The organism is Brevundimonas sp. Leaf363 (assembly GCF_001424025.1).
In the GTDB taxonomy this organism is placed as follows: domain Bacteria; phylum Pseudomonadota; class Alphaproteobacteria; order Caulobacterales; family Caulobacteraceae; genus Brevundimonas.
Genome location: NZ_LMPZ01000002.1, coordinates 275,939 through 290,551, shown reverse-complemented (window position 1 = coordinate 290,551; position 14,613 = coordinate 275,939). Strand labels below are relative to the sequence as shown.

10 protein-coding genes are annotated in these 14,613 nt (G+C 69.3%); 1 reads left to right on the top strand and 9 read right to left on the bottom strand.

Annotation, left to right across the window (positions count from 1 at the left end):
- Positions 1-20: 20 nt before the first annotated feature.
- The 4 genes from ASG17_RS04510 to cysG are packed head-to-tail and all read right to left on the bottom strand — an operon-like array spanning position 21 to position 4,414.
- Positions 21-1,106, bottom strand: a complete 1,086-nt coding sequence (locus ASG17_RS04510) for a phosphoadenylyl-sulfate reductase (RefSeq protein ID WP_056099768.1) — start codon at positions 1,104-1,106, stop codon at positions 21-23.
- Positions 1,093-2,760: a nitrite/sulfite reductase gene (locus tag ASG17_RS04505; RefSeq protein WP_056099765.1), complete on the bottom strand. Its 1,668-nt coding sequence runs from the start codon at positions 2,758-2,760 to the stop codon at positions 1,093-1,095. Before ASG17_RS04505 ends, ASG17_RS04510 begins: the two co-directional genes overlap by 14 nt.
- Positions 2,760-3,032: a DUF2849 domain-containing protein gene (locus ASG17_RS04500; protein ID WP_056099761.1), complete on the bottom strand. Its 273-nt coding sequence runs from the start codon at positions 3,030-3,032 to the stop codon at positions 2,760-2,762. Before ASG17_RS04500 ends, ASG17_RS04505 begins: the two co-directional genes overlap by 1 nt.
- Positions 3,029-4,414, bottom strand: coding sequence for a siroheme synthase CysG (gene cysG / locus ASG17_RS04495; protein WP_056099760.1), 1,386 nt, complete (start codon positions 4,412-4,414; stop codon positions 3,029-3,031). The genes ASG17_RS04500 and cysG overlap by 4 nt, the downstream gene beginning before the upstream one ends.
- 128 nt (positions 4,415-4,542) lie before the next feature.
- Between cysG and gcvA the strand changes: the two genes are divergently transcribed.
- A complete protein-coding gene (gcvA, locus tag ASG17_RS04490) occupies positions 4,543-5,472 on the top strand; it encodes a transcriptional regulator GcvA (protein ID WP_056099757.1) in 930 nt (309 codons plus the stop codon).
- Here gcvA and ASG17_RS04485 read toward each other — a convergent pair.
- Genes ASG17_RS04485 through galA form a run of 5 tightly spaced genes read right to left on the bottom strand, consistent with a single transcriptional unit; the run spans position 5,469 to position 14,564 of the window.
- The gene (locus ASG17_RS04485; RefSeq protein WP_056099754.1) at positions 5,469-6,476 is read right to left on the bottom strand and encodes a DUF2891 domain-containing protein; all 1,008 of its coding nucleotides are present in this window, start codon (positions 6,474-6,476) and stop codon (positions 5,469-5,471) included. The two genes, gcvA and ASG17_RS04485, sit on opposite strands and share 4 nt — an antisense overlap.
- A complete protein-coding gene (locus ASG17_RS04480; protein ID WP_056099751.1) occupies positions 6,473-7,435 on the bottom strand; it encodes a DUF979 domain-containing protein in 963 nt (320 codons plus the stop codon). The genes ASG17_RS04485 and ASG17_RS04480 overlap by 4 nt, the downstream gene beginning before the upstream one ends.
- Positions 7,432-8,121: a DUF969 domain-containing protein gene (locus ASG17_RS04475; protein ID WP_056099748.1), complete on the bottom strand. Its 690-nt coding sequence runs from the start codon at positions 8,119-8,121 to the stop codon at positions 7,432-7,434. The genes ASG17_RS04480 and ASG17_RS04475 overlap by 4 nt, the downstream gene beginning before the upstream one ends.
- 14 nt (positions 8,122-8,135) lie before the next feature.
- Positions 8,136-11,729 (bottom strand): hydantoinase B/oxoprolinase family protein, encoded by a 3,594-nt coding sequence (locus tag ASG17_RS04470; RefSeq protein WP_056099745.1) that lies wholly within the window; start codon positions 11,727-11,729, stop codon positions 8,136-8,138.
- Complete coding sequence (gene galA / locus ASG17_RS04465; protein ID WP_082496110.1) at positions 11,730-14,564, bottom strand: beta-galactosidase GalA; 2,835 nt, start codon at positions 14,562-14,564, stop codon at positions 11,730-11,732.
- Positions 14,565-14,613 lie beyond the last annotated feature (49 nt).

Genomic DNA, 14,613 nt, shown 5'->3' with positions numbered 1-14,613 from the left:
AGGCGTCCTGAAAGCGGGTGTCAGGCGCCGACGGCCTGACGACGGCCAAAGTGGATACCGCACTCGGTCTTGTCCATGCCCGACCAGCGTCCGGCGCGTGCATCTTCGCCCGACTGTACGGCACGGGTGCACGGCCAGCAGCCGATGGAGGCGAAGCCTTGTTCCGACAGCGGGTGACGCGGCAGGTCGCGCGCCTCCAGCCAGGTCTCGATATCCTCGGCGGCCCAGTTCGCCAGCGGATTGATCCGCAGCGTGCCGTCCACGACCTCGAACGGCAGCAGCTGGGAACGGCTGGAGGTCTGGAACCGCTTGCGGCCGGTGATCAGGGCGTTGAAGCCCGCCGAGGCGCGCGCCAGCGGCCGGACCTTGCGCAGGTCGCAGCAGGCGTCGGCGTCTGTGCGCCACAGGTCGTCCTTCGGATCCAGCGACGCCTTCTCCTCGGCGTTCGGCACGACAACGCGCACATCGGTCAGGCCCAGGCGCTGGGTCAGCTCGCCGCGATATTGCAGCGTCTGCAGGAAGTGCTGGCCTGTCTCCAGAAAGATCACCGGCGTGGCCGCGTTCTCGCGCGCGATGAGGTCCAGCAGCACGGCCGACTCGGCGCCGAACGACGAGATGGCGGCGGTGCGCAGGCCCAGGCGCGGGTCCATCGTCGCGGCGAGGATCTCGGAGGCGTCGGCATCCGCGTATCGGGCGTTCAAATCCGCCGCCAGGGCGTCCAGATCGTCGGACGGCGGGACCGGGCGAAGCGTACGGCGGTTCCAAATCGGGCGCTCGACGTCGTTGGCAGGCTGATAGACGGCGGAGAAGGCCTGATCCATCCGCGTCCAGGCGGCCTTGTCCGCGCCGGGCGACAGCTCGACGGCGTCGAAGCCGGTGCGGCGCAGGTGCCGCGCCTGATCGGGCAGCAGCTTGCCGGCGGCGATCAGTCGACCCTTGTAGCCCCGCTCGCGCAGGATGGCGGCCAGCGAGAAGCCGCGCCCGTCGCGGAAGGCGTCGAACTCCAGGATCAGCCGGTCGGCGCCCGCAGCGGCGGCCTCGACCTCTTCAAGCGGCGTAATCACCGACAGGCGCAGGCCGATCTCGGCTTCGTCAAGCAGTTGCATCGAGGGCCTCGTAGATGGCGTCGCGGAACGGGTCGGGACCGACGCGGCGCACCGTGTCGATGAAGCGCTCGCCGTCCGTGCGAATTTCGAGGTAGCGGTCCAGGGTCCGCTGGATGGCCGGGGCGACCTCGTCGGACGGCAGGCTCTTGCCGACGATGTCGCCCAGGGCCGCCTGTTCGTCCGGCGATCCGCCGACGGTGATCTGGTAGTATTCCTCGCCTTTGCGATCGACGCCCAGCACGCCGATGTGGCCGACGTGGTGGTGACCGCAGGCGTTGATGCAGCCGCTCATATTAATGCGGACCGGGCCGATCTTCTCCTGATAGTCCAGGTCGGCCAGACGCTTCGACAGGGCCTGCGCGACCGGGATGGACCGGGCGTTGGCCAGGCTGCAGTAGTCCAGACCCGGGCAGGCGATGACGTCGCTGAGCAGGTCGGCGTTGGGCGTCGAAAGGCCGATGGCCTTCAGCGCCGCGAAGAGCGACGGCGTGTCGTTCAGCCGGACGTGCGGCAGGACCAGGTTCTGCTCATAGGCGGCGCGGATCTCGTCGAACGAATAGCGCTGGGCCAGGTCGGCGACGGCGTCCATCTGCTCGGCCGTGATGTCGCCGGGGACGCCGCCGACGGGCTTCAGCGAGATGATCACCGAGGCGTATCCGGACTGACGGTGGCGGCGCACGTTGTTGCGGCTGAAGCGGGCGAAGTCGCGGTCGGCCAGCACCGCCGCATCAAACGCATCGCTGGTGCGCGGCAGGTCGGCGAAGGGCGGCGGGGCGAAATAGGCCTGGATGCGCGCCACCTCCGCGTCGGGGATGCGCAGGTCCTCGTGGCGCAGGGTGGCGTAATGCTTGTCCACTTCCGCGCGGAAGGCGTCCATGCCGACGGCGGCGACCAGGATCTTGATCCGCGCCTTGTGAATGTTGTCGCGCCGACCCAGCAGGTTCCAGGCCCGCAGGATGGCGGTCAGATAGGCCAGGATCTCGGTCGCCGGGACCGCCGGGGCGATCTCCTGGCCGATGTGCGGCAACCGGCCCTGCCCGCCGCCGACGAAGACGCGGAAAGCGGTCTGGCCGTCCGACCCCTTCACGATCTGCAGGCCCACGTCGTGGGTGCGGATCGCCGCGCGATCCTTCTCGGCCGCCACCACCGCGATCTTGAACTTGCGCGGCAGGAAGGAGAACTCGGGGTGGATGGTCGACCACTGGCGGATGATCTCGCACCAGGGACGCGGATCCTCCAACTCGTCATCGGCCGCGCCGGCGAAGACGTCGGTCGTGGTGTTGCGGATGCAGTTCCCACTGGTCTGGATGGCGTGCATCTCGACGTCGGCCAGATCGCTCAGGATCGCCGGCAGGTCGGTCAGGGCGGGCCAGTTGTACTGGATGTTCGTCCGCGTGGTGAAGTGGCCATAGCCCTTGTCATAGGTGCGGGCGATGTGGGCCAGCTGACGCATCTGGCGGCTGTTGAAGGTGCCGTAGGGGATGGCGACCCGCAGCATATAGGCGTGCAGTTGCAGGTAGACGCCGTTCATCAGGCGCAACGGCTTGAATTCGTCCTCGGTCAGGGCACCGGACGCGCGGCGCGCGACCTGATCGGCGAACTCCGAGACCCGTTCGCGGACAAAGGCGTGGTCGAACTCGTCGTAGCGATACATCAGGCGTGGGCTTTCAAACTGTTGCCCACGGTCGGCCCGGCCGAGCGGATACGCTCCTTCAGCCGATCGCGGCCCGACGGGATGTGGCCCTCGGTCTCGAAGATATAGGGGCCGACGAAGACGCCAGGGTTCGCTTGCGCAGCGGCCAGGGCGAACTCGGCGCCCTCGTCGTCGAAGACAGCCGCTTGGCCGATGTGCTCGACCGGATGGTCGCCTGGGCCGACGTAGATGACACGGCCGTCCGACAGGCGATTGGCGGTGACGATCTTCACGCCGCGACCTCCGCCCGCACGTCCAGCTGGGCGGCGGAAAAGGCCGCCGTCTCACCGACGAACAGCAAGGCCGGGCCGGTCAGGTTCGCGCCGCGCACCAGGGCGCTCAGGCCGTCCAGCGTCCCGGTCAGCACCCGCTCGTCCGGGCGGCTGCCGTTCTCGACGATGGCGACGGGGGTCGAGCCCGCGCGGCCTGCCTCGATCAGGCGCGCGGCCGTCTCGTCGGCGCGATCCGAGCCCATATAGATGGCCAGGGTGTGGTTCGGCGCAGCCAGCCGGGTCCAGTCGGCGTCCTCGCCACCGACCTTGCCCTGCGCGGTCACGAAGGTGACCGCCTGTGCGTGGTCGCGGTGCGTCAGCGGAATGCCCGCCGAGGCCGCGCAGGCCAGGGCCGCCGTCACGCCGGGGATGACGAACACAGGCACCCCGGCCGCGCGCATGGCGTCCAGCTCCTCGCCGCCGCGTCCGAAGACGAACGGGTCGCCCCCTTTCAGGCGCACCACCCGGTGGCCGGCCCTGGCTTCGGCGATCATCAGGTCTTCGATCTCGTTCTGCGGCACCGAATGATGGCCGCGCGTCTTGCCGACATACAGGCGCTTGGCGTCACGCCGCGCCCGCTCCAGCACCGCCTCGGGCACCAGACGGTCGTGGATGATGACATCGGCGTCCTGCAGCACTCGCAGCGCCTTTAGCGTCAGCAGCTCAGGATCACCCGGGCCCGCGCCGACGATGTGGACGACACCTTGTTCCGGCGCCGCGACGTTCAGCAGGCGCAGCATCTCGCGGCGCGCCTCGGCCGTGCGGCCGGCCGCGGCCAGATCGGCGGCGCGACCACGGAAGGCCTTCTCCCAGAACCGGCGGCGCGCCAGGAAGTCCGGCACGCTGGCCTTGACCGTGTCGCGCAGTTCTCGCGCCATGCGGGCGACATTGTCCAGCCCCTGCGGCAGCACCGCCTCGATCTTCGAGCGGATGTCGCGCGCCAGGATCGGCGCGGAGCCGCCCGTGGCGATGCCGATCACCACCTCGTCACGGTCGACCAGGGCGGGCGTGTGGAAGTCGCTGAAATGGGGCTGGTCCACGACATTGACCTGGGCGCCGGCCGCGCGTGCCAGACCGACCAGACGCTCCGTCTGAGCCGCATCGCTCAGCGCGATGAAGACCAGACGCGCCCCGGCGAAGTCCTCGGCCGACGGCGTAGCGACCACAGGCAGGGGCGCGCCCTGGGGCGTATCGATGGCGGCGGGGGCGCCGTCCGGGGCGAACCAGTCCAGGCGTGACGGCGCCGTGAGGAAAAGTCTCAGCTTCGCGATCGCCGGCTCGCCACCGCCGACCACGACGACGCGCGCGCCGTCCAGCGGGATGGAAGCCAGGAATACACGCATCGAACGCTCCTTTGGGTCCGGCGGACCTGAGGAAACAGGCGGCACGTCGGCAGGAGACCTACATCGTGTCGGCGCCCGCCCCGTTCAAACGAGATTGTCTTGGGCGCGCCAATAGGTTTTCTACAGGCATGGCCCGCCCTCTCCTGCCCCTGAACGCCCTTCGCGCCTTTGAAAGCGCCGCCCGGCACCTGAACTTCTCCCGCGCGGCGGACGAACTGTTCGTCACGCCCGGCGCCGTCAGCCAGCAGATCCGCCTGCTGGAGGAGACCGTGGGCGGCCCTCTGTTCAAGCGCGAAGCCCGCGGCCTGCAGCTGACGCCGCTGGGCCGCGCCGCCGCGCCTCTGTTGCGCGAAGGGTTCGAGCGCCTGATGGACGCCTCATCCCTGCTGCGCGAGCCGCCACGCCGCCGGCAGGTTTCGGTCAGCGTCACGCCGTCCTTCGCCGCCAAATGGCTGATGCCGCGCATGGACGATTTCCATGCGGCGCATCCCGAGATCGAGGTCTGGATCTCGGCCGACCTGGAGCCGGTGGACCTCTATGACATGGCCGCCGATCTGGCTGTCCGCTACGGGCCGGGCGGCTATGAGGGCTATATCGCCGACAAGCTGATGGGCGAGACGGTGCTGCCGGTCTGTGCGCCGTCGCTGATGAAGGGCGAGCAGCCGATCCTGACGCCGGGGGATTTGCAGCACCACGCCCTGCTGCACGACGTTTCGGACGACGACGACCCCAGCCGGCCGGACTGGTCCATGTGGCTGAAGGCGCGGGGCGTGAAGCATCCGGACGCGCGGCGCGGCTCGCGTTTCAACCAGTCCAGCCTGCTGATCGAGGCCGCCATAGCCGGTCGAGGGGTGGCCCTGGCCAAACGCACTCTGGCCCAGCAGGACCTGGCCTCTGGACGCCTGATCGCGCCGTTCCCCGATGGATCAGAGGCGGTCGGATACGCCTATTACGTCATCCTGCCGCGCGACCGCGCGCCGACGCCCGGCGCCAATGTCTTCGCACAGTGGCTGAAGAAGAAGGCCTTCGAGCAGGACGACGCCCTGGGCGAGCTCTAGGCCGTCAGGGCCAGCAAGGCGAAGCTGGCGAGCCAGTGCTCGCCCATATAATCGCCGGTCACGTGCGGCAGGGCGGCGACCAGATGCCGGTCGGCGGCGCGCAGCATCACCTCATGACGGGGATCGCGCGTGTCCAGCGACGACGCCAGTCCGCGCCAGCACCAGGCCCGCGACAGGTTCAGCCCGTCCAGGTGCGCGATCTTGCCGTCCGAGCGGTCGCTGACCGACGCCGGGTGGAACAGGGTGGCGGGCTGTTCCCGGTCAAGATGGGGCAGAAAGGCTGGGAGCCAGGCCGCGAAGGCCTCGGGCGGCAAGGCCCGCCGCATCAGCTCGGCCTCCATCAGGGCCGGCGACAGGAACTCGTCCTGAGAGGGCTCCCATGCCTGACAGTCGCGATCGTGCATGTGCCAGGCCGAAGCCCGCTCGCGGCAGAGGTCGGCTAGTACGACATCGCCGGAGCCCTCTGCGTAGTCCAGCGCCAAGATCAGGGCGAAGGCGGTGTTGAAATGCGTGCCGACGCGCACCGGATAGGTGGCGATGGGCAGATAGGCCTTGAATCGCTCGGCGAAGGCCTGGACCAGCGGCCGCAGCGCCGCCTCCCACCGTCGGCCCTCGGGCGTCTCATGCCGCGCCAGTTCGGCGCCCAGCGCCAGCAGCCAGCCCCAACCGTAGGGCCGCTCGAACCCCCGACTACCGGGCCACGCCAGATAGTCGACCTCGACGGCGACGTTCTCCGGCGTGAACAGGGGGTCAGCCAGGTCGCGGATCGCGTCTGTCTCTGCGATCTCGGGATGAAGCCGCCGGACCGTCATCAGCGTCCACCAGCCGTGTACGCAGGAGTGCCAGTCGAAGCTGCCGAAGAAGATGGGATGCAGGTCGCGCGGCCCCCGTACGTCCTCCGGCCCTGACAGGACGTGGTCCATCTTGTTCGGATATTCGCGCGCCACGTGGCCCAGCGCGGTGCGGGCGAACAGGCTGGCGGTCTCTGCGGTCAGGCGGGTCATCGGAAGGCCAGAAGCTGCATCAGGACGATGTTGACGACCAGCATGATCGCCGCCGTCGGCGCCTGTGCGCGGATCACCCCGTTGAACGGCCGCTCCCGGTCCGGCAGATCCAGCAGGTTCGCCGGCACGACGTTGAAGTTCGCCGCCATCGGCGTCAGCAGCGTCCCGCAGAAGCCTGCCAGCATGCCGATGGCGCAGACGACCGCCGGGTCGCCCCCGAACTGGTGGACCACAAGCGGCAGGCCGATGGCGGCAGTCATCACCGGGAAGGCGGCGAAGGCGTTGCCCATGACGATGGTGAACAGGGCCATGCCGATGCAATAGGCGCTGACCGCCAGGAAGGGCGAGGTCAGGGGGATGACGCGGGTCACCGCCTCACCGACCACCCCGCCGACGTTGGACGCCAGGAAGACCGCGCCCAGCGACGCCAGCATCTGGGGCAACAGCGCCGCCCAGCCGATGGAATCCATCAGACGCCGCCCCTCCTGCGCCGGCGCGGAAACCGGCGGCCGCAGCCAGCTCATCGCCGCGATCAGGGCCAGCACGCAGCCAAGGCCCAGCGCGATCAGCGTGGTCTGGACCGGGCCGATCAGCCAGGCGCCCACCGACGTGTGCTTGGCCGCCAGCGTGCCCCCTACCGCCACGATCGGCACGATCAGGGCCGGGATGAACAGCGCCCCGCCGCGCCGCTCGGCCCCCTCGCGGCGCTCTTCGAAGCTGGTGGTCGCCGGGCTGGCCACGCCCATCTTTCCGACGGCGGCCAGCGCCACGAGGCACAGCACCAGCACGCCATTGCCCAGATCGCCGAACCGCGAGCCCAAAAGCATCGACAGGGCGATCAGACCCCAGAACAGGCTGGAGCGGATCCGCGTCGGGTGGGTCCGGTCCAGCGCGGTCAGGACGCTGAAGGCCAGGAACATCAGCCCGACCAGCCCATAGGCGTGCTCAAGCGTGATCATGAGCGCACCGCCCGATCGAACAGCCACAGCCGCACGGTGTGAACCGCGAAAGCCGCGATGGCCGTGGGAATGGCCCACAGCGAGACGTGCAGCGCCTCAACTGTGATCCCCGCCTGTTCCAGGAAGCCGACGATCAGGACGATGGAGCCGATGGCGATGAAGATGTCCTCGCCGAAGAACAGGCCGATGTTGTCGGTCGCCGCCGCCATGGCGCGGATGCGGACGCGTTTGTCCTCGCTGATGTCCGCATTGGCCGCCTCGGCCGCGCCCTCGGCCATCGGCGCGACCAGCGGCCGGACCATCTGCGGATGGCCGCCCAGCGAGGTCAGGCCCAAGGCCGAGGTCCCCTGGCGCAGCGCCAGATAGACCATCAACAGCCGCCCGGGCGTCGCCGCCCGGATACGCCGGATCAGCATCCGCGCTCGCTCTTGCAGCCCCTCACGCTCCAAAAGGCCGATCACCGGCAGCACCAGCCAGGTGATGTGGAAGTAGCGGTTGTCGTTGAAAGCCTTGCCGAAGAGGGCCAGCGTATCGACCGCCGCCTTCGTCAGGCCGTCGATCCCAGCCCCCGGCGCTACGGCCGCCAGCACGCCGGTGACGATGGCGGCAACCACGATGGTCAGCAGAGGATTGAGCCGCAGCGCGAACCCCGCCACCACCACCGCGATGCCCAGCAGAACCAGCATGGCGCCCTACCCCCTTATTCGCCGAAGCCGCCGCCGCCCGGCGTCTGGATGATCATGGCGTCACCGGGGCCCAGCGTCACCGTCGCCGTCGAGCTCAGCGCCTCGACCGACCCGTCCGTCCGTTCCAGCGCGTTCACGCCTGGCGCCGCGCTCGATCCCCCGCCTGCGCCCTGTGGCGGCACGCGCCGTCGGTTGGACAGGATGGCGGCCGTCATCGGCTCCAGGAAACGCACCTTGCGGACCACGCCGTTCCCGCCCGTCCAGCGCCCCGCTCCGCCCGAGCCGCGCCGGATTGCGAAGGTCTCCAGTCGCACCGGGAAGCGCATCTCCAACACCTCCGGATCGGTCAAGCGGCTGTTGGTCATGTGAGTCTGTACGGCGTCCGCGCCGTCAAACCCGGGGCCGGCGCCCGAGCCGCCCGCGATGGTCTCGTAATACTGCCGCCGGTCGTCGCCGAAGGTGAAGTTGTTCATCGTCCCTTGGCTGGAGGCGACGACGCCCAGCGCCGCATAGAGGGCGTCGACCACCGCCTGGCTGGTCTCGACATTGCCCGCCACCACCGCCGCCGGATAGCGCGGCTTCAGCATCGAGCCCTCCGGCACGATCAGTTCGACGGCGCGCAGGCAGCCGTCGTTCAGCGGGATGGCGTCGTCCACCAGAGTCCGCAGAACATAGAGTGTCGCCGCTCGCGTGATCGACGACGGGGCGTTGAAGTTGTTGGGCCGCTGCGCGCTGGTGCCGGTGAAATCGATCACCGCCGAGCGGGCGTCCGCGTCGATGTCGATGCGGACGCGGATGCATGCTCCGTCGTCCATCTCGATTTCGGCGGCGCCGGACTTCAGCGCCGACAGGGCGCGGCGTACGGCCTCCTCGGCGTTGTCCTGGACGTGACCCATATAGGCCTCGACGACCGGCCGACCGAACTCGCCGACCATCCGCCTCAGTTCGTCCGCGCCGCGCTGGCAGGCGGCGATCTGGGCCGCCAGATCGGCCAGGTTCTGATCCACATTGCGCGACGGCCAGGGGCCCGACGCCATCAGCGCCCGCGTCTCGACCTCCCGCAGCCGACCCTGATCGACCAGCAGGAAATCGTCGATCAGCACGCCTTCCTCTTCGACCGAGGTGCTGTCCGGCGGCATGGAGCCGGGTGTTCGACCGCCCACGTCCGCATGGTGCCCGCGCGCGGCGACGAAGAAGGCGGGCGCATCATCGTCTAGGAAGATGGGCATCAGCACGGTGATGTCCGGCAGGTGTGTCCCGCCGTTGTAGGGCGCGTTCAGCATATAGACGTCGCCGGGTTTCAGGCCCCGCCCGTCCCGACAGTCGCCCCGCGCACGCACCACCGCCGCCACGCTCTCGCCCATCGAGCCCAGATGCACCGGGATATGCGGCGCATTGGCGATCAGGGCGCCGCCCGCGTCGAAGACGGCGCAGGAGAAGTCCAGCCGCTCCTTGATGTTCACCGACGAGGCGGTGGCTCGCAGCGCCTCGCCCATCTGTTCGGCGGCGGCCATGAAGCGGCTGTTGAACAGCTCCAGCCGCACAGGATCGACCGCCGTGGCGCCCAAGCCCGCGCTGGTCAGCGGCGCCTTCCGGGTCAGGATCAGATTCCCCAGCGGGTCGATCCGCCCGGACCAGCCAGGCTCGATCATCACCGTGCCCGTCGCCTCCAGCACCAGGGCCGGCCCTGCGACCTCGGCGCCGACGCCCAGAGCTTCACGCCGCCAGACTGTCGCCTGATGCGCCGCGCCCTCTGTTCGCACCGCCGCCGCGCCGATCGCCGAAGCGGGCACCGCCTCAGGCGCCAGCGACAGGTCTGGGCGTTCGGCCCGGCCGACCGCTTCAACCTGCAGGCTCTCGATCACCAACCGCCGGCCCGCGCCCCCGTAGCCGAAGCGCCGGCGATGCTGCGCCTCGAACGCCTCCGCCATCCCCTCCGCCGGACCGAAGTCGACCAGCAGACTGGTGTCCGATCCGTCGAAGCGCACGGCCGCCCGACGCTCGATTTCGATGGTATCGGCCGCAAAGCCCTGGGCGACCAAGGCTGCCTTCGCCTCGTCCGCCAGCGCCGCGATCCGCGCCTCGGCCTGACTGTCGCTGGCGCCTTCAAGCGGCAGCGCGGCCGTCGCCTCGCGCAGCTCGCGCACGTCAGACAGCCCCATGCCCAGCGCCGACAATACCCCCGCGAACGGGTGCAGCAGCACTTGGGTCATCCCCAACGCGTCGGCCACCTTGCAGGCGTGCTGGCCGCCCGCGCCGCCGAAGCAGTGCAGGACATAGCCGGTCAGGTCGTGGCCGCGCTGGATCGAGATCGCCTTGATCGCCTCGGCCATATTCTGGACGGCGATCTCGACAAAGCCCTCGGCCAGCACCAGCGGATCGGCCGCCTGACCGGTCGCCGCCTCGACCTGCGCGCACAAAGCATCGAAGGCCTCGCGCACCGCCGTAGCGTCCAGAGGCAGGTCTCCGTCCGGCCCGAACACGGCGGGGAAGTCCTCGGGCCGCAGCTTGCCCAGCATCAGGTTGCAGTCTGTGATGCTCAGCGGCCCGCCGCGCCGATAGGCGACCGGCCCCGGATCGGCGCCGGCCGATTCCGGCCCCACCCGCAGACGCGATCCGTCGAACCGGCAGATCGATCCGCCGCCCGCCGCCACCGTGTGAATGTCCAGCATCGGCGCCCTTAAGCGAGCGCCCGCTACCGCCTTTTCGGACACCCGCTCATAGGCTCCCGCGTAGTGGGAGACGTCGGTCGAGGTGCCGCCCATGTCGAAGCCGATGACCCGGCTGAAGCCCGCCGCCTCGGCCGTCGCCGCCATGCCGACCACGCCGCCGGCCGGTCCCGACAGGATGGCGTCCTTGCCCCGGAACGAACGCGCCGCCGTCAGCCCGCCGTTCGACTGCATGAACTGCAGCTCAGTCTCGGCGCCCAGCGCCGTCGCCACGCGGTCGACATAGGCGCGCAGGACCGGCGACAGATAGGCGTCCGCCACCGTCGTATCGCCCCGGCTGATCAGCTTGATCAGCGGTGCGACCTCATGGCTGACCGACACCTGTGCGAAACCAACCTCGGCCGCGATCTCGGCCAACCACCGCTCATGCGCCGTGTGCCGCCAGCCGTGCATCAGGACGATGGCCAGGGCTTCGATCCCTTCGGCGCGCAGCCGTGTGAAGCCCGCCCGCGCCGACGCCACATCCATCGGCCGCACTACCGCCCCGTCGGCGCCGATCCGCTCATCGATCTCCAGCACCGCATCGTACAGCGGCTCTGGCAGGCGGATGTTCAGGTCGAAGAGAGCAGGCCGGCTTTGCCAGCCGATCTTGAGCGCATCACCCAGCCCGGCCGTGATGGCGAGGGCCGTGCGCGCGCCTTTGCGTTCCAGCAGGGCGTTGGTGGCGACCGTGGTTCCCATACGCACCGCTTCAATCGGCGCGGGGTCCGTCGCCACGAAGCGGCGCACGCCCTCGACCGCCGCGTCGGCATATCGCTCCGGGTTGACTGACAGCAGCTTGTCGACCTTCAGCGAGCCGTCCGGCGCGCGGGCGACGATGTCGGTGAAGGTGCCGCCCCGGTCGATCCAGAAACGCCAGCCCGACGATGCGTCAGCCACCTAGTATCCGCTCGTCACGGCGTTGCGGAAGCCGAACGCCTCGCCGGCGCGGACGGCCATCACGATGGCCACCGTGCGCTCGCCGGCCTTTGGCGGCATCCGCAGCGTCGCCTGCTCGTCACGCTGGGCGTCGCGTGCCTTCTGACCATCCAGCCAGATTTCGGCCGGCCCCGTCATGCGGCCCAGGTTCAGCACCCCGCCGCGCACCTGCGCCGCCTGATAGGGCGTGAACTTCACGCGGATCAGCACGAAACCGTTCTCGGTCGGCGCCGGAATCAGGGTGCCGGGCGTGACCCAGGTCCAGCTGTTCTGATCGGAGTCCGAGACCTGCACATTGGGGTCCGGCTTCTGGGCCGAAATCGGCGCGTGCCGCCAGCCCTCGACCATCATCACCGGGGCGACCAAGGGCGCCGACGGGACCTCCGTCCGGTCCAGATCGATGATCGCCTCGGCGAACCGCAGGTCGGTCGAGACGGCGCGCAGCCGTAACTGCCCGCGCGAACTCGGCCATGTCTGGACGATCACCTGCGCCAGCCCGTTGAACAGGCTGCGCGCCACGCCCTTCTCGGGCTCGCGGCTGTTCGGATCGCCGTTGCCCAGGCCGATGATCGCGCCGCCCTCGACGATGAAGCGGATCGCGGTATCGGCGTTGGGGATGGGGCGGTTCTTTCGATCCAGCACCTCGACCGTGATCGGCTGGGCGTCGCGGCCGTCGCCCAGCATCCGCGTGCGGTCGGGCGTCAGGCGAATGCGGCGCGCCTCCTCGGTCGTCTCGACGACCTGTTCCGATACCTTCACTCCACCCGCGTAGCCGATGGCGACCAGTCGGCCGGGCGCATAGACCGTCTCCCAGGTGTTGAACTCGTACGGATCGACGGGCTGGCGGCCCATGTTCGTCCCGTTGACGACCAGCTCGACCTCCTCGGCGTTGGAGATCACCATCACCTTGATCGGCTGGCCGACCTTGTCGGGCCAGTTCCAGTGCGGCGCGACGTGCAGGACCGGTATGTCCTTTCGCCACTGGGCCTGGTGCATGAAGAAGGCCGTCTTGGGGAAGCCGCACAGGTCCATGCAGCCGAAGAAGCTGGACGCCGAGGGCCATTCGAACGGCGTCGGCTCGCCGCGATAGTCGAAGCCGGTCCAGACGAAAGCGCCGGCCACGAATTTGCGCTCGGCCACGGCCTTCCAGCCCGCGCGGTGCGTCGCACCCCAGTCGGCCCCCCAGCTGTCGTCCGAGGCGATGACGTTGCGCGCCTTGTCCGTCTCCCACGCCCCGCGCGTCATGAAGGCCGAGGTGTCCTCGGTCGACAGCATGGGCGTCGTGGGATTGGCCGCGTGATACCGGTCGTAGGTGTCCTGGGCGTAGTTGAAGCCGACCACGTCCACCGCGTGCGAGACGTTGATCGGCGTGAACTGGCCGCCGTTCATGGCGGCGGTGACCGGGCGGCTGTCGTCCAGCTCCTTGACCGCCGCGTGCATGCGGCGGACCATCTGATAGCCCTGCTCGGACGCCTGCATCGGTTCTTCGTTGAAGACCGACCACATGAAGACGCTGGCCCGGTTGCGGTCGCGCCGCACCAGCCATTCCAGCTGGGCCAAGTATTCCGGCGAGGGGTTGAAGACCCGGTTCTCGTCCAGGACCAGCATCCCGTATTTATCGCAGGCGTCCAGCAGTTCGACCGCCGGCGCGTGGTGCGAGATGCGGATGGCGTTGCAGCCCATCTCCTTCAGCCGCCGGGTGCGGAAGTCCCAGATGGCGTCGGGCACGGCGACGCCGACGCCCGCGTGATCCTGGTGCACGCAGACGCCGTGGATCTTCATCCACTGGTCGTTGAGGTAGAAGCCCTCCTCGGCGTCGAAACGGAAGGTGCGGAAGCCGGTCTTCAGCTCCACGCTGTCGCTGGCCGCGCCATTGGCCTCGACCCGCGCGCGCACGGTGTAGAGGTTGGGCTGATCGACCGACCACAGCTTGGGATCGGCGACCGCCAGGGTCATGGTGGCGTCGGCGCTCTCCAGCGGATCGACCGAGACGTCGCCATAGCCGCTGGAGACCACCGCCCCCCTGGCGTCGACCAGTTCGACCACCGCACGCGCATTGGTCCTGGTCTCCGAGACGTTCGCCACCGTCACAGTCGCCGGGACGGTCCACTGGCCGTTCGCGCCTTTGCGCGGGTCGGCGTGGACGCCGTCGGTGGCGATGTGGATCGGACTGCGCTTCACCAGCCAGACGTGGCGGTACAGGCCCCCGCCCTCGTACCACCAGCCCTCCATGGCGTTGGCGTCGATGCGGACCACCAGGCTGTTGGTCTGGTCGCCGTAGCGGACGAAGGGGGTCAGATCGACGCTGAAGGAGTTGTAGCCGCTGAAGTTACGCTCGACGATCGTGCCGTTGAACCAGACGGTGGCGTTGGTGGCCGCGGCACCGAACTGCAGCTCGATGTGGCGGCCGCGATCGGTCGGTTCGAAACGCAACGCCCGGCGGTACCAGGCGACGCCGCGCTTGCGGTAGCCCTGCGAGATGTTGGCGTTCTGATCGAACGGCTGGCTGACCACGAAGTCGTGCGGCAGCCGCACCTGATCCCAGGTCGAATCGTCAAAGGCCGGAGAGGCCGCGCCCCAGGCGGCGCCTGCCTTGGCGTTGGCGTAGCTCCAGCCGTGGCCGATGATGATTGGCATCGGGATGTCGCCCTCGTGGAAGCGCCAGCCGTCGTCCAGCGACAAGGTCTCGCGCGGCAGGGGCGGCGGCGTCGCCGTCAGCCCTCCATGCGCATGCGCCAGAGCCGGCGCAGCCAAGGCCGTCGCCGAGACGCTCAGGAGAAAGCCGCGTCGATTCATTCCCAGACCCCTGCCGCCCCTTATGAGGCAAAGGTCTATCCGCCCCAGC